This window comes from uncultured Serinicoccus sp. (genome assembly GCF_947487915.1).
GTDB lineage: Bacteria > Actinomycetota > Actinomycetes > Actinomycetales > Dermatophilaceae > Ornithinicoccus.
Genome location: NZ_CANKYH010000008.1, coordinates 1 through 22,693 on the forward strand (window position 1 = coordinate 1; position 22,693 = coordinate 22,693).

The window sequence follows — 22,693 nt, forward strand, 5'->3', positions numbered from 1 at the left end:
CGGTATTCGACGGCGTCTCCGGCTACGGCCGCGTCGGCTGACCCCAGCCCCACCCCGGCGAGTCCGCTCCCGCCCCGGACGACAGCCCCGGCCGCACCCCGTGTGCGGACCGGGGCATCGTCGTCTCCGAGGGCTTCATCCCGGAGCATGGCGATCCAGTGGGCCCACGGCACCAACGCGCCCATCATGCAACCGGAGGTCTGAACGGTGCCATGTCATCCCGCAGTGAGACCGTGACCTGCGAGGAATCGACCCTGCAACCGAGGCGAGGGGTGTGCCCCCAGATCACGGGACGGACGTTCGAAACCAGAGGCTGCCGTGTGCTCGAAAACGGTCGTCACCGAGCCGGCATTGTCGTTGGTGAACCGCGCAGGTCTGTGCGCGACTGGGGCGCGGGAGGGGCCTGCCCAGTACGGGTTGGCTAGGTGCGTAGAGCGCGACTGAGGACGACCTCTTCAGTGCTGTACCCATGGCGTTCGTAGAACGCGCGAGCCCGCGTGTTCGCCGCACCGGTCTCGAGCACAATGCGCGCGTAGCCTCGCTGCGCAGCCCACCGCTCCACTGCCGCCAGAAGGTCTGAGCCGACGCCCTGCCCCTCTGATCCAGCGGCGACAGCCAGCTCCCCGATGTAGGCGTCCTGATCGCCGCTCCAGTGGGCTCGCGAACCCCCAGCTACGAAGCCGACGACCTGCTGGCCCTGCTCCGCCACGAACATGACTCGGCCAGAGTCGCCAGGATGGGCGAGAGCATCCTCCACCCACGCCGCAACTGCTTGCGCGACTGCCGTCCTGTCGCGCCATGGCGCGACACCCTCTCGAAGTCGTGTCCCGAGGGTACGGATGGCCTCCGCGTCTTGCTGCTGGGCCTCCCTAATCTGCGTCATGGCCACGACTCTGCCAGTCGCCCGCCGCCATAAAAAAGAGCCATGACCGATCACGCCCCGCCGACTCGACCCAGGTGGCAGCGGCTCGCGAACCGTCACTCCTGAGCCGCGGTGCCGTGGCTCACGCTGCGGGGCATCCCGCGAAGTCGTTTGCCTTGCTTCGCGCCTGCGACGAGGCTGCTCCCTGTGGATGCCGCTGATTTCTACACAGGCCTTGTCGCCGACCTGTACCACCCGTTGAAGGCGCACACGTTCGACGCCGCTCCTTACCAGGCCTTCATCGAGCAATGCGGTGAGCCGGCGCTCGAGCTGGGATGCGGCGACGGCGAACCGCTGCTCGACCTACGGGCTCACGGCCTCGAGGTCGAGGGCGTTGACTCCTCCGCGGACATGCTGGAACGGTGCGCTCGAGAAGCGCAGGTTCGCGGGTTGGCGGTGACGCTGCATCACCAACGTATGGAACACCTGACCCTCCCGCGTCACTACCGCAGCATCTTCCTCGCCGGCCCGACGCTGACCCTGCTCCCGGACGATGCGACAGCCGGCCAAGCCCTGCAAGCCATCGCACGCCATCTTCACCCCGAAGGGCGCGCGCTGGTGCCCGTCTCTGAACCGGCTCCCACCCGGCCAGAAACGATCGGCAGCACCCGGCAGACCACGGCCTCGGACGAGTCCGTCATCCGGGTCACGGTCCTCAGAGTCAGCAGGGACGAAGAGACGCGCACCCAGGTCACGACACTCCGCTACGAACGAGAGAAAGACGGCCGCACCCAACGCCTCGACCGCGACTGGACACTGCACTGGTACCCACGCGACGTCCTCGCTCAGCTCGTCTCCGCAGCTGGCCTCACCATCGACGAGGTCCACGGCCCGAACGGTCAGCCGGCCACCGCGACCGACACCGACGTGCAACTCATGCTCAAACTGCGCTAAGTGAGCGGCATCCACCAGTGAGCCCTGGCTCACAATCGGTCGTTTTCGAGTCATGCTTTGCCCGCTTGGTCTTCTACTACCGCGGCGTAGGGTGTGCCTCATGGGAGCACCCGACGAGACAGACCCTATCGACGACTTCCCTGCGGTGGCGGACAACTTCGACATCGTGCAGTGGCTGCGACGCAAGGGGGGCGCCGAGTCGGTGGTCGAGCAGTACCACGCCCTGCGAGGCATCCCGGTGCAGCCCGTCCAGACAGGGCTACGGCTCGGCGAGTTCCTGCTGACCGAAGAGGACCCCGAGGTCGTCGCGTTCGGTCACGACGAGCACACCTTCTTCATGGCCAGCACGAGCATCTTGAACGTGGACCCGCAGATCGAGCCCTGGCGCAGCCTGGACGTCACCGCGGGCGAGATGCGCCACGTCGCCCGCAACACGAAGGTTGGCTGGGAGGAGTTCGACTGGTGGGACCGCGGCATCCTCAAGCGACGGCTGAGCTACGGGCTGGACGAGTCCGACACCGGCATCCAGGTCGGCGACCCGCCCGACTTCGAGGACCCTTCTGGACCTGGGTGGCCAACGCCGAACCCATCCCTGACGAAAACGGCACGCTGCTCGACCGGGACGGCCTGTGGGTCGAGGTCTCCGACGTCCTCATGGCCATGGTCATCACCTCGCTGCTGAACCTGGACCCGCATGACATGACCACGTGGGACTGGAAGGTCGACACCTACCGGGTGCCACCGTTGTAAGTCTGGCAAGCCCAGGGGCGACGCGGCCCCACGCGACCCCCTGTCAACAGAGTGGTGACGGGTTGCCGGAGGGGCACCGACCAGCAGAGGGGTGGAGAGAGCCGGCCCCTCACGCCAGAGGGTTCACCCACCGCACCTGGCGGAAGCGCGCGAAGTCGGAGTCTGCCGAGACCACTGCGACGCCGAGCTCGAGAGCCTGGGCAGCCAGCTGAGCATCCGGGACAAGGTTGCCGGTGACCTGATGCGCCTCCGAGAGCTGCGCATACGCAGCCATGGTGCGGGCGGTGGCGGGTGGGACCCAGACCGTCGGGGCAGCAAGCCAGCGGTCCACGTACTCCTGCGCCGCCCCCGCTGAGAGTGGGTGCTGGGCGATCCGCGGGTGGGTGCAGATCCGGAGGAATGCACCGATGGTCTGCCAGGGGAGCCCGATGCGCTCGTGTCCCGAGATGGCCTCCGTGAGCCAGGTCGAGGCGCGGTCGAAGTAGGGGCTGTCCTCGTCGACGGCATACAACAGGATGTTGGCGTCGAGGATCACGGAGCCTCGTCGAGCAGATCGAGGACCTCGCCGATGTTGCGAACATCGACCTTGAGACCGAGCTGGGTGGAGTGATGCTCGTAGTGAAGGACCGGTTCGTCGGCGGCGGCCATGCCACGGCGAGCAAGGGCGTTGACCGCCTCGCTGGGTCCCATGCCGCGCTCACGACGCAGCCGCTCGACCTCTGCCGCGACATCGTCGCTCAACGTGATCGTCGTCCGCATGCCTCAAAACTAGCATCATGATGCGTTCGAGCTCACCTGTTGATGCTGCTGGTGCGCGCGATCCCGGTCAGGCGGGGCGCCCCAGCATCTGGCCCACCCGCTGGGCCGCCAGCCGCCCGGAGGGCAGCACCATCGGGACCCCGACCCCGGGGACGGTCCCGGAGCCGGCGAAGACCAGCCCCGGCACCCGCCTGTCGATGTTGTTGGGGCGGAACGGCCCCGTCTGCGGGAAGGTGTGCGCCAGCGCGAACGGGGTGCCCGCCGCCATACCCTGGTCGTGCCAGTCGGCCGGGGTGACCAGCTCCTCGGTGACGACGTCAGTCGGGTAGCCGCTCTCCTGCAGGAAGCCGAGCAGGCGCTCGCGCATCATGTCGCGGGTCGACTGCGCCTCCCAGTCGATGCTGCCGACCTCGAGGTGGGGCACCGGCTCCAGGACGTAGAGGGTGCTGTGACCCTCCGGCGCCGCCTCCTCGTCGTCCAGGGAGTGCATGGTCACGAGCCGCGATGGGTCGCTCATCAGGGTCCCGTGCCTCAGCAGGTCGTCGAACGCCTCGGACCACTGGTGGCCGAAGTGGATGTTGTGGTGCGCCTTGCCGTCGGCCACGCCGCGGACGCCGAGGTGCCAGACCACGCAGGACGGCGAGTAGTTGCCGCCCAGCAGCCCGCTCACCGCGCGCGGGGGACGCACGTCGGGCAGCCACCACCGGTATGCCGTCGGCAGGTCGACCGTGCACACCACCGCGTCGGCGGCGACCCGCTCGCCGTCGTCGGTGGCCACACCCCTCACCCGTCCGGAGGAGTCCCGCACGAGCTCGGTCACCGACGTGCCGTAGCGGAACTCGGCGCCGGCGTCCGCGGCCGCGCCGGCGAGCGCCTCGGGGACGGCCCGCATGCCGCCCTTCGGGAAGTAGACCCCCTCGATGGAGTCCATGTAGGTGATGACCGCGTAGATGGACAAGGCCTCGTCCGGGGCCAGACCGGCATACATCGCCTGGAAGGAGAAGAGCCGGTGCAGCCGCTCGTCACGGAACCGTCGCCGGATCATCGGACCCAACCGACCGAACCCGCCCATGGCCAGCAGCTGCGCGGCGGCCCGGGGGTTGGCGAGCAGGTCGGTGGGCCGGTCGAAGTTGCGGTCGATGAACGAGCCCATCTCGGCGAGGTAGAGCCGGCGCAGCCAGATGACGAACTCGTCGAAGGCGGCGGCGTCGAGGCTGCCGCACTCGCGGTGGATCTCGGCGCGCATCGCCTCGTGCCCGTGCCGCACCTCCAGGGTGCTGCCGTCGGCGAAGAACCCGCGGTAGGCCGGGTCGAGCAGCTTCAGCTCCAGCCGCTCGGCGAGGCTGGAGCCCGCCGCCCGCAGCGGCCGGTCGATGAGGTCGGGCATGGTGAGCACCGTCGGCCCGGTGTCGAAGGTGAAGCCGTCACGCGTGAGGCGTCCGGCGCGGCCGCCGGGCACGTCCTCCCGCTCGACCACGGTCACCCGGTGGCCGTCGCCGACCAGGTGGCAGGCGGCGGCGAGCCCGCTCAGCCCCGCCCCGACGACGACGACGTGGCTCATGCGTCCCGCCAGGCGATCGCGGTGGCCTCGTGGCGCAGCCCGGCCAGGCCGGCCTCGCTGAGCCGGTCGGTGTCCAGGACGGCCTTGGCCGCCTCGACCTCCTCGCTGATCCGCCGCTCCATCTCTTCGCGCACTCCTGCCTCCTCCAGCGCCTGCCGGAGCACGCGCACGTCGTCGGGCCGCGACTGCGGCGTGGTGATCCGGCTCATCGTCTCCGCCGCGGCGCCGGTGAGCCGCTGCGCCCCCAGCACCCAGATCATCGTGGCCTTGCCCTCGCGGAGGTCGTCGTCGCAGGGCTTGCCGGTCACGGCGTCGTCGCCCCACACCCCCAGCAGGTCGTCCCGCCAGGCGAAGGCCCGGCCGAGGTGCCAGCCGTAGGAGCTGAGGATCTCCTGCTGCGCGGGGTCGGCCACCGCGGCCATCGCCCCCAGCTGAAGGGGGCGCTCGATGGTGTAGGCGCCCGACTTCAGCGCCGCGACGTCGTGGGCGTGTGCCGCGTCCCGACGTCCGGCGGCGGCGCCGGTGAGGTCGGCCCGTTGCCCGGCGATGAGCTCGAGGTTCAACTCGTACCAGCAGTCGCGCAGCAGCGCCGGCAGCGGCACCACCAGCCGGTCGGCCACCGAGTGCGCCAGGTCGCCGAGCAGGATCGCCAGGTTGTCCCCGAACCGGGCCGCGTCCCCGCTGCCTCCCCCGTGCCGGTGTCGTTCCACCGCCACCACGTGGGCCGCTGGCGCGCCGCGGCGCAGCGGCGACTCGTCCATGACGTCGTCGTGGATGAGCGCGAAGGCGTGCAGCATCTCCAGCGCCGCCCCCACCCGCACGACGTGCTCGTGGGCGGTCGTGCCGGGGCGGCCGCCGGCCGCGACGAAGCCCCAGTGGCACATGCGCGGGCGCAACCGCTTGCCGCCGGCCCGCACGATGTCGCGCAGCCAGGTCGGCAGGTCGCCCGGGTCGGGTGAGAGCAGGTCGACCGGGCCGGCCGCGGACAGCCCCGACCACATCTGCTCGGTCCAGGCGCACTCGCGGTCGATGAGCTCGCCGACCCGGGCCAGCGTGTCCTCGACCGTCGCATCGACAGCGTCCTGGCCCGCCGCGGCCCCCGCGAGGGGGAGCCGGGCCCGCTCGGCCTCCAGCAGCAAGATCTGCTCGGCCGCCCACGGGCTGATGAGCCCCGGGGTGGCGCGCGCCGTGGCGACGAGGTCGTCCCAGGCCACCCAACGGTGCTCGGCGACCTCCTCCGCGGCGGGGTCGAGCTCACCCGCGACGGTCCCGACGAAGACCGGGCAGATCTCGTGCTCCACGATGCCGCTCGCGTCGACCGCGCGGTAGCGGAACTCGGGGAGCGCCACCGACAGGTCCTGGACGGTGACGCCGAGCTCCTCGCCGAGCCGGCGCCGCACCGCGTCGACGTCCTCCTCACCCGGGCGGGGGTGGCCGCAGCACGCATTGGTCCAGACGCCGGGCCACGTCTTCTTGGTCAGCGCGCGCCGGGTCAGGAGGACCCGGCCCTGGGCGTCGAAGAGATAGAGGGAGAAGGCCAGGTGCAGCGGGGTGTTCTCGTCGTGCACGGTCAGGCGCTGCGCCGTGCCCACGGGCCGGGCGTGCTCGTCGAGGAGCACCACCTCGTCCTCGGGCTTCTGCTGCACCTGACCTCGTCCGTCCTGGGGCAAGGGCCCTCCTGAAGGGTCACGGTCTCCGGCGGCCAGGTTCGGCCCGGGAGCCTCTGACCGAGTCTACGGGGGGCCCGGCCCGGGTGCCCACCTGGCCACGGATCGCCCCTCGGGGCAGGTGCTGACGCGCACGTGCCGCCCGCTGCGGCCGTGGAGGACAATCGGCTCGTGGAGATCGCCGTCCTGCTGGTGCTGCTCGCGGTCGTGGTGATCGCGGGCGAGGCGCTGTCCGAGCGTCTCGGGGCGCCGGCGCCGCTGCTGCTGACCGTGGTCGGCATCGGGCTGTCCTTCGTGCCCGGGGTGCCCGAGGTCCACCTCTCGCCGGAGGTCGTCCTCATCGGCCTGCTTCCCCCGCTGCTCTACACCGCGGCCCTGTCCACCTCGCTGGTGGACCTCAAGGCCAACCTGGCGCCGATCCTGCTGCTGTCGGTCGCGGCCGTGCTCGTGACGATGGTCGCGGTCGCCGGGCTGATGGTGGCGCTGCTGCCGGACATCGGCTGGCCGGTGGCGCTGGCCATCGGCGCGATCGTCGCCCCGCCCGATGCCGTGGCGGCCACCGCCGTCGGGCGCCGCATCGGGCTGCCCCGCCGGGTCGTCTCCGTGCTCGAGGGCGAGTCGCTGCTCAACGACGCCACCGCCCTCGTCGCCCTGCGCACGGCCATCGCCGCCATGGCAGGAGGCGTGACCGCCACCGGCGTGGCCGGCGACTTCCTGCTGGCCGCCGGGGGCGGGGTGCTGGTCGGGCTCGTCCTCTTCCGCCTGGTGGCCTGGATCCGGCGTCGCGTGCACGACCCGCTCCTGGACACGGCCGTCTCCTTCGTGACGCCCTTCGCGGCCTACCTGCTCGCCGAGGCGGTCGGCGCTTCGGGCGTCTTCGGTGTGGTCGTCGTCGGCCTGCTGCTGAGCCACCGGTCCCTCACCCTCCAGACGGCCCGCGCCCGGATCGTGGAGAGCACCACGTGGAGCACCATCTCCTTCCTGCTCGAGAATGTCGTCTTCCTGCTCATCGGGCTGCAGGCGCGCTGGATCGTCGAGGACCTCTCCGGCTCCCAGCTGCCGCCCGGCACGATCCTCACCGTCTGCGTGGGGACGCTGGTGACGGTCGTGGCGGTGCGGATGGCCTGGGTCCATCTCACCCGGCCGCTGCTGGGCAGCCGCCTCGGCGACCGCCGCGAGCCCGCGGGGCTGGCCGAGACGACGCTCATCGGCTGGGCGGGGATGCGGGGGGTGGTCACCCTGGCCGCCGCGTTCATCCTGCCCGTCGACGTGCCCTACCGGGACCTGCTGCTGCTGGTCGCTCTCACCGTCGTCGCCGGAACCCTGCTCCTGCAGGGCCTGACGCTGCCCGCGCTGACCCGGGCGCTGCGGGTGCGCGCCCCCGACCCGGCCGACGACGCGCTGGCTCGCGCCACGCTCCTGCAGCAGGCGGCCACCGCCGGTCTGGAGCGGCTCGAGGAGCTCGAGACGGACGAGAGCGCAGACGTCGCCCGGACCATCCGGCAGCGTCTGGACCAACGCACCTTCGCGGCCTGGGAGCAGTTGTCGACCACCGAGGGGCGACGGTCGCCCTCCGAGGCCTACGCCGAGCTGCGGCTCGCGATGATCGCCGCTGAGCGCGAGCGCATCCTGCACATCCGGGCCCACGGCAAGGTGCCCTCGACCGTGGTGCGCGAGGTGCTCGGCATGCTGGACCTCGAGGAGTCGATGATCGACACCTCGAGGGGCGCCCGGCAGGACATCCGGGCGACCGGGGGAACCGGTCGCCACCACTGCCCCGAGCTCACGGCATACCCCCGGGCCCCGCGGGTGGAGAACCCCGTCTGCGAGCCCTGCGAGCGCGAGGGGCGGGAGGTCGTCGCGCTGCGCCAGTGCCTGGAGTGCGGGCACGTCGGGTGCTGCGACTCCTCACCGATGCAGCACGGGACGGCGCACTTCCGGGAGACCGGTCACCCGGTGATGCAGTCGGCCGAACCGGGGGAGAGCTGGCGCTGGTGCTTCGTCCACCACCTCGCTGACTGAGCGAGCTCAGACGTCGTAGTCGACGACCACCGGCGCGTGGTCGGAGAGCCGGGTGCCGGCGTGCTCCCGGTCCACCTCGGCGCGCACCGCGCGTCGGGCCAGCCCCGGGGTGGCCAGGTGGTAGTCGATGCGCCAGCCGACATCCTTGGCGTAGGACTGCCCCAGCCAGGACCACCACGAGTAGGGCCCCGGGGTGTCCGGGTGCAGGCGCCGGACGACGTCGACGAGGGTGCGCGCGGAGAGCTGGTCGTCGAGCCACGCGCGCTCCTCGGGCAGGAAGCCCTCGGCCTGCTGGCTGCGCCGCCAGGCCGCGACGTCGAGGTGGGTGTGCGCGACGTTGAGGTCGCCGGTCAGCAGCAGCTCGCGGCCGCGGGCCCGGGCCTCGCGGCGGGCCCGCGTCAGCTGGCGGGCGAAGGCGTCGAGGAAGTGCATCTTCCGTTGGTACTTCGCGCCCCCGTCCGGCGCCTCCCGCATCCGGCCAGGTCGCTGCAGGTGGGCCGGCAGGCCGCCCTTGGGCAGGTAGAGCGTGGCCACCGTGAGGGGCGCGTCGGCCAGGTCCACCTCGACGTAGCGCCCCTCCGCGGCATACCGGGAGATCCCGCGCGCGAGGGTGGGGGTCTGTGCCGGCACGGTCGAGGTATGCCGTTCTCCCGGCCCCCGCACCAGCACCTCGGCGCCCCAGGTGCGCACGGCCGCAGGCGGCTGCCGGGTGAGGACGGCGACCCCGTTGCGGCCGGGGATCGTGCCCGGCTCGTAGACGGCGTGGTAGCCGCCGAAGGCGTCGTCGGGCAGGTCGGCGAGGGTGCAGCGGACCTCCTGCAGGGTGACGACGTCGGCGTCTCGGCCGGTCCTCCACTCCGCGAAGCCGCGACGCAGGGTCGCGCGGATGCCGTTGATGTTGACGCTGGCGATGCGGAGCACCCGGCGATGCTACGGACCGCCCTGCGCAGTTGCCGCACGAGGGCGCAGGGCACACTGTGGAGCCATGAGCGAGAACCCGTACGAGGACGAGAGCGGCATCCCCGACTACAGCCCCGAGCAGGAGGCCGAGGCCGAGGTCAACCTGGACGAGCCGAGCTCGACGGCCGACGTGGCCTGGAGCCCGCCGGACCGGCGTCCGGTCAGCTCGGAGTTCGCCGACGACGACGCCAGCGAGGAGACCATCGACCAGCGGATCGCGCAGGAGCTGCCCGAGGAGGGCACCTCCTACGGCCGCCCCGAGCACGGCGGCGAGGACACCTCGCGCGAGCCCGAGCTGCTCGGTGGTGACGACCCGGACGCCATCCCCGCCGACCAGGACATCCTCGGCGGCGATGCCGGTGAGGACGTCGACCAGCCCGAGGCCGGCGCCGGCGACGCGGCCGAGGAGGCCGCCATGCACGTCACCGAGGGTGAGTGGGACAGCACGGACGAGCGCCCCTGACCCCTCCCACCGGACCCCGCCCGTGGTCGCCCCCGGCGCGACCACGAGCGAGGGTGGTCAGCAGGAGGCGACGAGCATCGGGACCAGCAGGTCGTTGAGGTCGTAGAGCGCGTCCTGGGCCACCGTCAGGTCGCGACCCGTCACCCCGAGGGCCAGCTGCCGGGTGCCGTCGCGCGAGCTGAGCGCCAGGCTGAGCGAGCCGAAGCTCGCCCCGTCGTGGCCGTGCAGGAACTCGCCCGGTCGGCACGGGTCGGGGATGGCGTAGGTGCCCAGCCCGTAGCCCAGGGGGTTCTGCGAGGACGGCGTCACCATCTGCTCCACCGAGGCCTCCGAGACCAGGTCACCCGACATGAGCGCCCGGGTGAAGTCGTCGAGGTCCTCGACCGTGCTGAGGGCGGACCCGCTGTGCGAGAAGACGTCCGGGTCGAAGCCGCCCAGCCCGATCCAGCCCCGGCCGTCGACGAACATCGCCTCGTGCAGGGCGGGGCCACGCAGGCCAGGCTCGTCGAGCACCCGGGTCTGTCCCATGCCGGCGGGTCGGCGGATGCGCTCGGTGACGAGCTCGTCGACCGGCTCGCCGGTGACCTCCTCCAGGAGCATGCCGAGCGCGACGTAGCCGGCGTTGGAGTAGCTGAACTGCGCACCCGGCTCCCCGACCCACGGGGCGGCGTTGACGGCGTCGATGTGCTCGGCGTCGCTGTAGTCGCGGCCGATCGCCGACACGAACGCGTCCCAGTCCTCGGGGTCGGTCCCCGCGTAGGGGGTGATGAGCTCGTAGGTGCCCAGCGGCATACCCGAGGTGTGGCTGAGCAGGTGGCGGATCGTCACCTCGGGGTGGTCCGGGAAGAGGCCCGGTATGACGTCGTCCACCCGGGTGTCGAGCGTCCAGGTCCCGGCCTCCACCTCCTGCACGACCAGGGTCGCGACCATCATCTTGGTGTTGCTCGCCACCCGCAGCGGGCTGCGCTCCAGCGCCGGCGCCTGCCCGCCGAGCTGCCGCGAGCCGGCGGCGTCCGACCAGCGCAGCGTGGACGTCTCGACCGTCGCCGTCACCCCGAGGGCGCCGTCGGCGACGAGCTGGTCGAGGGCGGCGTCGAGGTCGGGGCGGGGCAGGCTCGGCAGCCGCCGGGGGCCGGGCACGTCCTGCGGGGTGGCCGACGGGGCCGAGCGCTGCACGCTGACCTGCGTCGCCGCCTCGGCCGCGGCCTCCCGCAGCGCCTCCCGGACGGCTTCCTGGTCGGCGGGGTCGCCGGCCACGCCGACGGCGCCCACCGTCAGTCCTGCCGTGGACGACGACGGCCCCTCATGCGGCGCGACGGCGGCGGCCGGGATCGTGGTGAGCCCCACCGCGAGCGCGGCGGCGCAGGTGGTGGTGGTGGTGCGACGGTGCATGGTCGTGCCCTCCCAGGTGTCGATGACCGATGCCCCCAGCCTCACCGCCCCCGGGACGCAGCGCATCCAACTGGGGCCGGAGATGCGCTCCGTCTGGAGGATGAGGAACCACACGCAGCGCCCGGTCGGTCGGCAGCTCACCACCCGCGGCGCCCGGTCGGTCGGCAGCCCTCGCACGGCCCGCGTGGTCAGGCGCCGACCCACTCCCTGAGGTGCTCGGAGGTCAGGGTGTCGCCGTCCGCGACCATCTGCGCAGGCGTCCCCTCGAAGACGACCCGTCCGCCCTCGTGGCCCGCGCCCGGGCCGATGTCGAGGACCCAGTCGGCGTTCGCGACGACGGCCAGGTTGTGCTCGATGACGACGAGGCTGTGCCCCTGGTCCACCAGCGTGTGCAGCATCCGGACCAGGCGCTCGGTGTCGGCGAGGTGCAGCCCGGCGGTGGGCTCGTCGAGGACGATGGTGGTGCCCTTGCCGCCGAGCTGGGCGGCGAGCTTGAGCCGTTGGCGCTCCCCGCCGGAGAGCGTGGTGAGCGGTTGGCCGAGGCGCAGGTAGCCCAGACCCACGTCGACCAGGCGGGCCAGGATGCCCCGGGCCTTGCCGGTGGTGAAGACCTCGGCGGCGCGCGCGATGGACAGCTCGAAGACCTCGGCGATGGTCAGCCCGTGCAGGGTGTGCACGAGGACGTCGTCACGGAAGCGCTGACCCCCGCAGGTCTCGCACCGGGACGGTCCGCCGACGAGCATGCCCTGCTCGGGGTAGATCACCCCCTGGCCGTTGCAGGCCGGGCAGGCGCCCTCGGAGTTGGGTGAGAAGAGCGAGGCGGAGACGTCGTTCTCCTTCGCGAAGGCGGTGCGGATCGGGTCGAGCAGCCCGGAGTAGGTCGCCGGGTTTGACCGGCGCGAGCCCCGGATCGCGGACTGGTCGACGATGAGCACGTCCTCGCGGCCGCCGAGCGAGCCGTGGACCAACGAGCTCTTGCCCGACCCGGCCACCCCGGTGACCGCGACGAGCACCCCGGTCGGCAGGTCCACGTCCACGTCCTGCAGGTTGTGGGTCGAGGCACCTCGGATCTCGATCCTCCCGGTGGGCGTCCGCACCGCCTCCTCGCTGCGCAACGGCATACGGTGGTCGAGGTAGTGGCCGGTGACGGTGTCGGAGCCGCGCAGCCCGGCGACGTCCCCCTCGAAGGTGATCGTGCCACCGTCGCTGCCCGCCCCCGGGCCGATGTCGATGACGTGGTCGGCCGCCTCGATGACCTCGGGCTTGTGCTCGACCACGAGGATGGTGTTGCCCTTGTCGCGCAGCGAGCTCAGCAGCGCGATCATCCGGCGGACGTCGTGCGGGTGCAGCCCCACCGTCGGCTCGTCGAAGACGTAGGTGACGTCGGTGAGCGCGCTGCCCAGCTGGCGGATCATCTTCACCCGCTGCGCCTCGCCGCCGGACAGGGTCCCCGCCTCCCGGTCGAGGGAGAGGTATCCCAGGCCGATCTCGGTGAACGAGCCGAGCATCGCGGCCAGGTTGGCCACCAGCGGCTGCACCGACGTGTCGTCGATCCCGCGGACCCACCCGGCGAGATCGTTGACCTGCATCGCCGTGCACTCGCTGATCGTGGTGCCGTCGACCGTCGCGGTCCGCGCCGCCTCGTTGAGCCGGGTGCCGCCGCACTCGGTGCACGGACCCGTCGTCGCGACCCGCTCCTTGAACTCGATCATGTGCTTCTGCTTCGGCTCCCGGTCGCCGAACAGCGTGCGCCGGATCCGCACGACCAGGCCCTCGTAGGTCAGGTTGACCCCGGCGAACTTCACCTTGGTCGGCTCCTGGTACATCAACCAGTGCCACTCGCGCTCGGAGTAGTCGGCGAGCACCGTGTCCATGTCGAGCTTGCCGTCGGCCGCCGCCCCCTCGTCGCCGTACATCTTCCAGCCCCAGGTGCCCACGCCATACCCCGGGACGAGGATGGCGCCCTCGTTGAGGCTCTTGCTGCGGTCGACCACGACGTCCTCGTCGATCGCGGCCCGGGTGCCGAGGCCCTCGCACACGGGACACATGCCCCCGATGAACTCGAAGGTCGCGGCCTCGCCCTTCGGCGGCTTGCCGTCCTTGTCGACGACCACCCGTCCGCTGCCGCTGGCGCTGGCGAGGTTGAACGAGAAGGCCGAGCTGGGCCCGACGTGCGGCTCGGACAGCCGGCTGAAGAGGATGCGCAGCAGGGCGTAGGCGTCGGTCGCGGTGCCCACGGTGGAGCGGGCGTTGGCGCCGAGCCGTTCCTGGTCGACGACGATCGCCGCCGACAGCCCGTCGAGCTCCTCGACCTCCGGCCGGCTCGTCACCGGCATGAAGGACTGGAGGAAGGCGGAGTAGGTCTCGTTGATGAGCCGCTGGCTCTCGGCGGCGACGGTGCCGAAGACCAGGCTGGACTTGCCGGAGCCGGACACCCCGGAGAAGACGGTGAGCCGGCGCTTGGGGATGTCGACGTCGACGTCCCGGAGGTTGTTGACCCGGGCGCCGCGCACCCGGATGACGTCGTGGCTGTCCGCGGGGTGCATGGGCCGATCGTGCCACGGGGAGGGGCCGCCCGACCGGGAAATTCTTGCCGGGGCAGGAGGACGACGGTCAGGAGCTGTCCGTTACCCGGACCGACCGTGGTTCTGCTGCCTGGGCAGCAGAACCACGGTCGGCAGGGCTCGGGGACGGGCCCCGGGGACGACGGGGGCGGGTGGCCTCGGCCGACCCGCCCCCACCGTGCTCACTCCCCGACCGGTATGCCCTGGCTCTCCAACGCGCTCATCGTCGACTCCTGCGTCGAGGTCAGTGCCTCGGCGAGGCTGCCGTTGCCGCTCGCCGCGGCGGAGAAGCCGTCGGACACGTCGTTGTAGACCTGGGTCATGGTCGGGCCCCAGGTCCACTCGGTGGGCACGGTGGCCCCGGCCTCGGTGAAGACCTCGTAGATCTCCTGGTCGCCGTAGAACGGGACGCCCTCGGAGAGGGCCGGCAGCTGCTGGCCCTCCGTGGTCGCCGGGTAGAGGTTCGCGGCCTCGATGAGCGCCTCGTGCGCCTCCTCCGAGGTGTTGAGCCACAGGGCGAACTGCGCCGCCTCGTGCGGGTGCTCGCTGCCCCGGAAGACCGCCGTGGTGGACCCGCCCCAGTTGCCCGCGGCCTGCTCGTCGCCCCAGGTCGGCATGGGGGCCACCCGCCAGCTGCCCTCGGTGTCGGGGGCACCGGACATGAGCGAGTTCGCGCCCCAGACCGCCGAGACCCAGGTCCACGCGTCGCCGCTGTTGTAGGCGTTGTCCCACTCGGTGGTCCACGGCGGGAGGGTGGAGACGAGGTCGTCCTGGATCAGCCCGTTCCAGTAGTCGGCGACCTGCACCGACTCCTCGCTGTCCAGCCCGACCTGCCAGGTGTCGCCCTCGTTGCCGAACCACGAGCCACCGGCCTGCCAGACGAAGCCGGCGAACTGGTTGATGTCGCTGGTCGAGAAGTTGGTGATGTAGCCGTCGTTCTCACGCACCTGCTCGGCTGCGGCGGCATACTCCTCCCACGTCGTGGGCACCTCGATGCCGGCCTCGGTGAAGAGATCCTCCCGGTAGAACATCGCCATCGGGCCGGTGTCCTGCGGGATCGCGTAGACCGCGTCCTCCTCGCCCAGCTGCACCTGGCTCCAGGTCCAGTCGACGAACTGCTCCTGGGAGTCCATCACGCCCTCGCACCCACCGATGTCGGTCAGCCCGTCCTGCACCCGGAAGTTGGGCAGCGCGTCGAACTCGATCTGGCCCAGGTCCGGCGGGTTGCCGGCCTCGAGCTGGTTGAAGAAGTTCTGGTAGGTGCCCGAGTTGCCGTTCGGGCCGGTCTGCACCTCGACCTGGACCTCCGGGTTCTGCTCGTTCCAGATGTCGACCACGCCCTCGATGCCGGGCACCCAGGAGAAGAAGGTCAGGCTGACCTCCCCGTCGCTGGGCTCGCAGTCGGCGGCGGCACCGCCATCACCCTCGGCGGCGCCCTCGGAGCCCGAGTCGCCGCCGCCGCACGCGGCCAGGGTGAGCAGCAGGGCCACCGAGGCGGCCCCCAGCAGTGGTGATGTGATCTTCATGGGTGTCACTCTTTCTTCAGGGGTGGGTGGAGCTACTTCAGCGAGCCGGTGCCCAGACCGGAGCGCCAGAAGCGTTGGAGGAGCAGGAAGACGACGATGAGCGGCACGATCGAGACCAGGGAGCCGGTCAGGACGTAGAGACGCAGCTCGGGGACCTGGTTCACCACGGTGTTCCAGTTGTAGAGGCCCAGCGTCACCGGGAAGAGGCGCTCGTCGCGCAGCATGATGAGCGGCAGGAAGAAGTTGTTCCAGATCGCGACGAACTGGAAGAGGTAGACGGTCACCAGCGCGGGCACCATGAGCCGCACCGAGACCGAGAAGAAGGTGCGCACCTCCCCGGCCCCGTCCAGGCGGGCCGCCTCGAGCAGCTCGTCGGGCACCGAGGAGGCGGCGTAGATCCGCGCGAGGTAGACCCCGAAGGGGCTGACGATGCTCGGGAGGAAGACCGACCAGAAGGTGTTGGTGGCGCCCACCTGGGCGAAGATGAGGAACAGGGGCAGGGCCAGCGCCGTCGCCGGCACGAGCACCCCACCGAGGACGACGTTGAAGATGAGTTCCCGGCCGGGGAAGGCGTACTTCGCGAGGGCATACCCGCACATCCCGGCCAGCACCGTCGCGACCAGCGAGCCGACGCCGGCGTAGAGCACCGAGTTGATCAGCCAGCGCGGCAGGATCCCGTCGCCGTAGGTGAAGACGCCCTGCAGGTTCTCCACGAGGTTGAGGTCGGAGAACCACAGCGGGTTGGTCGTCGTCAGGTCGCCGCGCTCCTTGGTCGCGGCGATGAACAGCCACCAGATGGGCGTGAGGAAGTAGAGGGTGAAGACGCCCAGGACGACCATCGCGACCGTCCGGGAGACCGGGCTCTGCCGGTATGCCGTGCTGCTGGGTGTCGCGCTCACGAGAAGGCCCTCCGTTGGGTCAGCTTGAGGAAGGTGAAGGAGAGCACGAAGGTCGCCAGCGCGAGCACCACCGAGAAGGCGGCGGCGAGCGGCTGGTTGGGCACGGCGGCCGTCGTGTAGACGAGCAGGTTGGGCGTGTAGTCGCTGGTCACGGCGGTGGAGAAGGTGCGGAAGACCTGCGGCTCCGCGAGCAGCTGGAGGGTGCCGATGATGGAGAAGACGCCGGTGAGGATGATCGCCGGCAGCACCAGCGGGATCTTGACCGACCAGGCGATCCGCCACTGGCCGGCGCCGTCCAGCAGGGCCGCCTCGTAGACCTCGCCCGGGATCGACAGCAGCGAGGAGTAGATGATGAGCATGTTGTAGCCGACGTAGACCCAGGTCACGACGTTGGCGATCGACCAGAGCACGAGCCCGCTGCCGAGGAAGTCGACCTCGCGGGTGATGCCGGTGAACGGCGAGAGGTTGGGCGAGTAGAGGAAGCCCCACATGATCGCCGCGATGACGCCGGGGACGGCATACGGTGCGAAGAAGGCGAGCCGGAAGAAGCGCGCTCCCTTGACGACCGGTGAGTCGAGAAGCAGGGCTAGCAGGAGCGCCACGCCCAGCATGACCGGGACCTGCACCGCGCCGAAGAGCAGCACCCGGCCGACCGAGGCCCAGAAGGCCTCGTCGGCGATGACCTCGCGGTACTGCGTGAGCCCGCCGAAGACCTCCTCGGCGGGGCCGAAGGTGCCCGTGCGCTCCACGGTGCGGGTCGACTGCCACACGGCGTAGGCCACCGGTAGCAGGTAGAAGAGGGTGAACAGCGCCGCGAACGGACCGATGAAGATCGCGATCGCGCCCGGGTGGTGCACCCGTCGTCGGGTGGGGCGGCTCATGACTGCTCCTCGGGTGCGAGTCGGACGATGCGGACGGCGCCGGCCGGCACCTCGAGCGTCGGGTCGACGACGTCGCCCGTGCACACCTCGGCGCCCCGGGCGGGGACCTGCACCGTGTCGGGTCCGTGGTTGAGGACGAAGAGGAAGTCCGGGCCCGAGCCCGCGGGCACGGCGCGCCGGCGCACGACCTCGACCTGCGGTCCCGCACCCGGCTCGGGCTCCACGCCCGCCCCGGCGAGCACCTCCTCGACCAGCTCCCGCAGGGCGTCCGGGTCGAGGTCCGCCGCGGCATACCAGGCGCGTCCCGTGCCGTGCTCGTGGACGGTGACCGCGGGGTGTCCCGCGAGCGGACCCGCCCCCAGGCGACGGTGCGCCCGCGCCCCGTCGAGCCGGACCCGTTCGGTCCAGCGGCGCACGGTCCCGCCGGGCGCGCCCTCCAGGGGCAGGACCACCCCCTCGGGCAGCGGGTGGACCTCCGCGACGGTGACGCCGAGCAGCTCGCGGAAGGCGCCGGGGTAGCCGCCGGGGCGCACCCGGTCGTCCTCGTCGACGATCCCGGAGAAGAAGGTCACGAGCGCGTGCCCGCCGCCGGCGACGAAGTCCTGCAGGACGGCGGCCTCCGCGTCACGGACCAGGTAGAGGTGGGGCACGACGACGACCCGGTAGCCCTCGAGCGAGGCCCCGGGGGGCACGATGTCGACACCGACGCCGGCCGCCCGCAGGGCGGCATACGCCTGGTGGACCTGCTCGAGGTGGACGACCAGCTCGCTGGGCCGGTTCGGGGCGTCGGCCGCCCACTGGTTCTCGTAGGAGAAGACGACGGCGACCTCCGCGGACACCTGCGTCCCGGCGAGGTCGGGCAGCGCACGCAGGATCCGGCCGAGCTCCAGCACCTCCGCCCACGTCGCCGAGTCCGTGCCGGCGTGCGGCAGCATCGCGGAGTGGAACTTCTCCGCGCCCTGGCGCGAGGCGCGCCACTGGAAGAAGCAGAGGGCGTCGGCGCCCCGCGCGAGGTGCGCCACCGAGCCGCGCAGCAGCTCACCCGGCTGCTTGGCGATGTTGACCGGCTGCCAGTTGACCGCACCGGTGGCGTGCTCCATGAGGATCCACGGCCGGCCCCGCGCCAGCCCGCGGGTGAGGTCGGCGCAGAAGGCGAGCTCGGCGGCCGGGTCGGCGAGCCGGTGGTCGAGGTAGTGGTCGTTGGCGATGACGTCGAGGTGCGGCGCCCAGTCCCAGTAGTCCATGTCGCGCTGGTGCGCCGTGACCATGAGGTTGGTGGTGACCGGCAGGGTGCTGCGGGTCCGGATCACCTCGGCCTCGGCCCGGTGCTGGGCGAGCAGCTCATCGGAGCTGAAGCGGTGGAAGTCCAGCGCCTGGCCGGGGTTCGGGGTGGACAGCGTCAGCCGCGGAGGCAGGATCTCCTCGAAGGTGTCGTAGCGCTGGGACCAGAACGAGGTGCCCCAGGCCTCGTTCACCGCCTCGATCCGGCCGTAGCGCTCGCGCAGCCAGCGGCGGAAGGCCTCGGCGCTGACGTCGCAGTAGCACAGGGAGTTGTGTCCACCGAGCTCGTTGCTGACGTGCCACAGGCGCAGGGCGGGGTGTCGGCCGTAGCGGGAGGCCACCCGGTCCACGAGCTCCAGGGAGAGCTCGCGGAACACCGGCGAGCTGGGGCACCACGCCTGACGGCCCCCCGGCCAACGGGTGGTGCCGTCCTCGGCGACCGGGAGGACCTGCGGGTATGCCGTGGTCAGCCAGGGCGGCGGGGAGGCCGTCCCGGTGCCGAGGTTGACCCCGATCCGGTGCTCGTGGAGCAGGTCGAGGACCTCGTCGAGGCGGTCGAAGGCGAAGCGGTCGGCGGCGGGCTGGATCTCGGCCCAGCCGAAGACGTTGACCGCCACGAGCTCCACGCCGGCCTCGCGCATGAGGCGGACGTCCTCGTGCCAGACCTCGCGGGGCCACTGCTCAGGGTTGTAGTCGCAGCCGAGCAGCGGGTGGTCGGTGCGCCACGGGGTGTGCGCGGGCGACGCGGCGGGGTCGACGCGATGATGTGACCACACCGGTGGGGTGCCGACCTGGACCATCGTCGCTCCTTCGCGAAGGGCGACCCGGGTCGGTCGCCTGTGACCGTGCACAGAACCGACACCAGCGAGGCGGGTGACGAATCTGTGACCGTGCACAGAGACTGCCCGCCAGCACCGCTCGCTGTCAACCCCCTGGGTAAGATCGGGAGCATGCCCCCCTCTGCCGGACGTGTGACGATCCGCGATGTCGCGGCGGCTGCCGGCGTGTCCCGGGGCACGGTCAGCCGCGTGCTCAACGGCGAGGGCTACGTCTCCGACCGCGCCCGGGAGGCGATCGAGCGGGCCGTCCGGACGGTCGGCTACGTGCCCAACACCGCGGCGCGCAACCTGGCCCTCAACCGCTCCGGTGCCGTGGGTCTCGTCGTGCACGAGCCGCACGAGCTCTTCCTCGAGGACCCCAACATCGGCGCCATCCTGCTCGGGGCCAACGAGGTGCTCTCGACCGCCGACCAGCAGCTGGTCAGCCTGGTCATCGACTCCGAGCGGGACACAGAGCGGGTCGTGCGCTACCTGCGCGGCGGGTTCGTCGACGGCGCGGTGGTCGTCTCCGCGCGGGAGCACGACGCCCTCCTGGAGGCGATGCAGCGGACCACCCTGCCGACGGCGCTGGTCGGCCGGCCGCCGCAGGGGGTCGAGATGCCCTGGGTGGGCATCGACAACGCCGGCGCCGCAACGGCGGTGACCCAGCTCCTCGTGGACCGGGGCAGGCGCCGGGTCGGCATCATCGCCGTCGGTCTCGACCGCGACTCGGGTGCGGACCGGCTCGCCGGCTTCCGCGCGGCGCTGGGTCCGGCCTTCGACCCGGGGCTGGTCGTCGAGCGCCCGCTGTACGAGTACGCCGCGGGCCGGGACGCGATGCGCGAGCTGCTGGACCGCGCTCCCGACGTCGACGGGGTCTTCGCCACCTCGGACGCCGTGGCCGCGGGCGCCCTGGAGGCGCTGCTGGCCGCGGGTCGACGGGTGCCGGAGGACGTCGCCCTGGTCGGCTTCGACGACTCCAGCTGGGCCCGCCGGTGCCGCCCTGCACTCACGACGGTGCGCCAGCCCGCGCGCGACCTCGGCGCGGCGGCGGCGCGGCTGGTGCTCGACCAGCTCGCCGGCATACCCGCCGAGCCGGACGGCCGCCTCCTGCCCACCGAGGTCGTCGCCCGCGACTCGGCCTGACGGCCTACCGCTGACGGCACTCCGGGCGTCCGCGGCGGCCACTCCCGGGCGTCCGGTGCGTCATCGCGGCGGGCATGCGCGGGTGGGATGTATGCGCGCACTTGCTTTTCGCTAAAGAGGTGAGGTTATCCTTACCTCATGACGACACCCCAGCCCACCTCGACGGTGGCCGACCAGATGCGGGAGGGGACCACCCGCTCGACGGCGGCACGCCTGCTGCACGGAGCCGGGCGGGCGTCGGTCGTCGCCTACCGGGACGACCCGGACCGGTCCCTGCACGTGCTGGCCCACGGGCTCACGGCCGCGGACGTGCCCGTGGTGGCCCTCCCGGCCGAGACCCTGGACCCCGCGCGCACCTGCCGTGAGGTCCGGCTGCGGGTCGACCAGCACGGGGCGGACCCGCGCACGCGGGTGTCGGTGGCCAGCCTGCACGCCCTCGCCCACCTACGCATCATGGACGAGGGGGAGACCCGGGCGATGAGCAGCCTGGGGCTGCTGCCGCCCGAGGTGGACTGGCCGGCGGCGGCGGGTGCGCAGGTGGCCCTGCTCTGCCTGGACCGGCTGCTGCTGCACGACCAGGCGGGCGTGACGCCGATGTCGTTCTCCGAGGTCGTGGACCCGCCGTGCTTCCCGGCTCGCGACCAGGAGTGGGTCTGCCGGGACGCCGTCGAGGAGCTGGGGTCCGGACGCATCGGGCAGATCGTCGACGAGGTCGTCTGCGGTGCGCGGGAGGGGCTGGTCGGTCCGGGCCACCCCACGCCGCCGACCATGTCGCCGGTCGTGGGTCAGCGGGTGCTGGCCGACGTCGACAGCACCGGGTGCACCTGGCTGGAGGTGGGCACCACGAGCACCCGCACGGTGTTCGTGCCGTTCGGAGCGCCCGTGCGCTGCCTGGACGACCTCCAGGCAGCGGTGGGCCGGCTCGCTCAGCCGGCGGTGTAGCTGAGGCAGCGCGCCGTGTCGCCACCGACGGTGATGGCGTCGGCGGTGCACAGGAGGTCCTTGTTGTGGGCGCACTCCAGACGCTGGCACGCCCCGACGTGCCCCTCCGCGACGGGCAGGCCGCCGCGGACGTCGAGCTCCACGAACGTGCCGCAGGACGCCTCGTCGCCGCCGATGGTCACGGCCTCGGCGCTGCAGCCGCCCTTGTTGTAGGCGCAGCTGGTCGCCGCACAGGAACTGATCGCGGTCATGGTAGCCATGGTGCTCGTCCTCTCTTCTGGTTTTCCCGGGGGAACTCTTCTTCGAGAATAGGGACACCGCGGGTGGGCCACAAGATCATCGTGCCTGATCAGAGTATGTGCCGACTCCTTTCTCCTAATTCTCGGACAGCATTCCCACCGCAGGCTCAGCCGCAATTCGCATCATCCCTGTTGCGCAATTCCGGGACGGCCCTGGTGGGCTGGCGCTGTGCCGGTGCGGCACAGGGCAAGATGGGGACATGAGCTACGACATCACGTTGTGCCCGCGCCATCCCGGACAGGACTGGGGGGACGCGCTCGCCGCCGCTGACGCCGAGGACACCGCCGTCGAGGCGGACGAGCAGGCGCTCGCTGCCGGTGTCGAGACCTTCCGCCGCATCGAGGCACGCCTGCGCGAGGTGGTCGACGGGGAGGTCGAGACCTGGGTGGCGGAGGAGACCGGCGGCGACGTCTACGGCGAGCTCCGGGCCCTCGACTCCGGTCTGCAGGTCGAGCTCTTCGACCGGTCGGCCTCCGTGACCGTCCCCGACGGCGCGCCCGGGGACCCCGGGACGCTGGACGCCCAGGTGCGCGGGGCGGTGGAGGCGGTGCGGCAGGAGACCGGCTACGAGGCCTACGACCACCACCGTGACGAGACCTTCGACGGCACCGCCGCGGCGGCCGCTGAGGTCGACACCGTCGAGACGCCGGGGGCGTCCGATGCTCCCGAGGGGACCGGCGCGGACAGCGCTGAGGCCGGCGGACCGGGACGGCCCTCCGCCGCGGACGCGGCCCGCAGGAACCCGGCCACCCTCCGTCGACGGGGCTGGATCTACCTCATCCTCGGCATCGTGATCACCGTGCTGGCCATCCAACGGTTGAGCTCCGGGGACTCCGGTGCCCTCACCATCGTGCTGCTGGTCATCGGCGTCCTCGACCTGCTCGGCGGAGCCCTGCTCGTGGCGGTGTCCCAGCGCACCGCGCAGGACAGCCCGACGGCGGACTGA

At 71.8% G+C, this 22,693-nt stretch carries 20 protein-coding genes; 7 read left to right on the forward strand and 13 right to left on the reverse strand.

Going from position 1 to position 22,693, the window contains the following annotated elements:
* Positions 1–421: 421 nt before the first annotated feature.
* Entirely contained in the window at positions 422–883 is a 462-nt protein-coding gene (locus tag Q0795_RS11460) for a GNAT family N-acetyltransferase (RefSeq protein ID WP_298889809.1), read from the reverse strand.
* Positions 884–1,069: 186 nt separating this feature from the next.
* Between Q0795_RS11460 and Q0795_RS11465 the strand changes: the two genes are divergently transcribed.
* Together Q0795_RS11465 and Q0795_RS11470 are read left to right on the forward strand one after the other, a co-directional pair.
* A complete protein-coding gene (locus tag Q0795_RS11465) occupies positions 1,070–1,816 on the forward strand; it encodes a class I SAM-dependent methyltransferase (RefSeq protein ID WP_298889811.1) in 747 nt (248 codons plus the stop codon).
* Positions 1,817–1,916: 100 nt separating this feature from the next.
* Positions 1,917–2,498 carry a hypothetical protein gene (locus Q0795_RS11470; protein ID WP_298889813.1) on the forward strand — a complete coding sequence of 194 codons (582 nt, stop codon included), beginning with the start codon at positions 1,917–1,919 and terminating at the stop codon, positions 2,496–2,498.
* 177 nt (positions 2,499–2,675) lie between these two features.
* Here the strand turns inward: Q0795_RS11470 and Q0795_RS11475 are convergent, their stop codons facing one another.
* From Q0795_RS11475 to idi, 4 genes are all read right to left on the reverse strand, one after another.
* On the reverse strand, positions 2,676–3,101 hold the full coding sequence (locus tag Q0795_RS11475; protein WP_298889815.1) for a TA system VapC family ribonuclease toxin: 426 nt from the start codon (positions 3,099–3,101) through the stop codon (positions 2,676–2,678).
* A complete protein-coding gene (locus Q0795_RS11480) occupies positions 3,098–3,325 on the reverse strand; it encodes a ribbon-helix-helix protein, CopG family (protein WP_298889817.1) in 228 nt (75 codons plus the stop codon). The genes Q0795_RS11475 and Q0795_RS11480 overlap by 4 nt, the downstream gene beginning before the upstream one ends.
* Before the next feature lie 67 nt (positions 3,326–3,392).
* Positions 3,393–4,886 (reverse strand): phytoene desaturase family protein, encoded by a 1,494-nt coding sequence (gene crtI, locus Q0795_RS11485; RefSeq protein ID WP_298889819.1) that lies wholly within the window; start codon positions 4,884–4,886, stop codon positions 3,393–3,395.
* Positions 4,883–6,532 carry an isopentenyl-diphosphate Delta-isomerase gene (idi, locus tag Q0795_RS11490; protein WP_298889821.1) on the reverse strand — a complete coding sequence of 550 codons (1,650 nt, stop codon included), beginning with the start codon at positions 6,530–6,532 and terminating at the stop codon, positions 4,883–4,885. The genes crtI and idi overlap by 4 nt, the downstream gene beginning before the upstream one ends.
* A 192-nt stretch (positions 6,533–6,724) precedes the next feature.
* Here idi and Q0795_RS11495 point away from each other — a divergent pair, with 192 nt between their 5' ends.
* Positions 6,725–8,575 carry a Na+/H+ antiporter gene (locus tag Q0795_RS11495; RefSeq protein ID WP_298889823.1) on the forward strand — a complete coding sequence of 617 codons (1,851 nt, stop codon included), beginning with the start codon at positions 6,725–6,727 and terminating at the stop codon, positions 8,573–8,575.
* A gap of 6 nt (positions 8,576–8,581) precedes the next feature.
* Here the strand turns inward: Q0795_RS11495 and Q0795_RS11500 are convergent, their stop codons facing one another.
* Positions 8,582–9,496, reverse strand: coding sequence for an exodeoxyribonuclease III (locus tag Q0795_RS11500; RefSeq protein WP_298889824.1), 915 nt, complete (start codon positions 9,494–9,496; stop codon positions 8,582–8,584).
* 64 nt (positions 9,497–9,560) lie between these two features.
* Between Q0795_RS11500 and Q0795_RS11505 the strand changes: the two genes are divergently transcribed.
* Positions 9,561–9,998 (forward strand): hypothetical protein, encoded by a 438-nt coding sequence (locus Q0795_RS11505; protein WP_298889825.1) that lies wholly within the window; start codon positions 9,561–9,563, stop codon positions 9,996–9,998.
* A 57-nt stretch (positions 9,999–10,055) separates the two neighbouring features.
* Here the strand turns inward: Q0795_RS11505 and Q0795_RS11510 are convergent, their stop codons facing one another.
* The 6 genes from Q0795_RS11510 to Q0795_RS11535 all read right to left on the reverse strand — a co-directional run bounded on the left by Q0795_RS11510 (position 10,056) and on the right by Q0795_RS11535 (position 19,341).
* Positions 10,056–11,390, reverse strand: coding sequence for a serine hydrolase (locus tag Q0795_RS11510; RefSeq protein ID WP_298889826.1), 1,335 nt, complete (start codon positions 11,388–11,390; stop codon positions 10,056–10,058).
* Positions 11,391–11,578: 188 nt separating this feature from the next.
* Positions 11,579–13,936: an excinuclease ABC subunit UvrA gene (locus Q0795_RS11515; protein WP_298889827.1), complete on the reverse strand. Its 2,358-nt coding sequence runs from the start codon at positions 13,934–13,936 to the stop codon at positions 11,579–11,581.
* A gap of 200 nt (positions 13,937–14,136) precedes the next feature.
* Positions 14,137–15,480, reverse strand: a complete 1,344-nt coding sequence (locus Q0795_RS11520; protein ID WP_298889828.1) for a sugar ABC transporter substrate-binding protein — start codon at positions 15,478–15,480, stop codon at positions 14,137–14,139.
* 32 nt (positions 15,481–15,512) lie between these two features.
* Positions 15,513–16,379 carry a carbohydrate ABC transporter permease gene (locus Q0795_RS11525; protein WP_298889829.1) on the reverse strand — a complete coding sequence of 289 codons (867 nt, stop codon included), beginning with the start codon at positions 16,377–16,379 and terminating at the stop codon, positions 15,513–15,515.
* Entirely contained in the window at positions 16,376–17,260 is an 885-nt protein-coding gene (locus Q0795_RS11530) for a carbohydrate ABC transporter permease (protein WP_298889830.1), read from the reverse strand. The genes Q0795_RS11525 and Q0795_RS11530 overlap by 4 nt, the downstream gene beginning before the upstream one ends.
* Positions 17,257–19,341, reverse strand: coding sequence for a beta-galactosidase (locus tag Q0795_RS11535; RefSeq protein WP_298889831.1), 2,085 nt, complete (start codon positions 19,339–19,341; stop codon positions 17,257–17,259). The genes Q0795_RS11530 and Q0795_RS11535 overlap by 4 nt, the downstream gene beginning before the upstream one ends.
* Before the next feature lie 150 nt (positions 19,342–19,491).
* Here Q0795_RS11535 and Q0795_RS11540 point away from each other — a divergent pair, with 150 nt between their 5' ends.
* A complete protein-coding gene (locus Q0795_RS11540) occupies positions 19,492–20,505 on the forward strand; it encodes a LacI family DNA-binding transcriptional regulator (protein ID WP_298889832.1) in 1,014 nt (337 codons plus the stop codon).
* 138 nt (positions 20,506–20,643) lie between these two features.
* Positions 20,644–21,447 carry a hypothetical protein gene (locus Q0795_RS11545; RefSeq protein ID WP_298889833.1) on the forward strand — a complete coding sequence of 268 codons (804 nt, stop codon included), beginning with the start codon at positions 20,644–20,646 and terminating at the stop codon, positions 21,445–21,447.
* Here Q0795_RS11545 and Q0795_RS11550 read toward each other — a convergent pair.
* Entirely contained in the window at positions 21,432–21,707 is a 276-nt protein-coding gene (locus tag Q0795_RS11550; RefSeq protein WP_298889834.1) for a DUF1540 domain-containing protein, read from the reverse strand. The two genes, Q0795_RS11545 and Q0795_RS11550, sit on opposite strands and share 16 nt — an antisense overlap.
* Positions 21,708–21,946: 239 nt before the next feature.
* On the opposite strand from Q0795_RS11550, the gene Q0795_RS11555 reads away from it, so the two are divergent.
* Positions 21,947–22,693 carry a hypothetical protein gene (locus Q0795_RS11555; RefSeq protein WP_298889835.1) on the forward strand — a complete coding sequence of 249 codons (747 nt, stop codon included), beginning with the start codon at positions 21,947–21,949 and terminating at the stop codon, positions 22,691–22,693.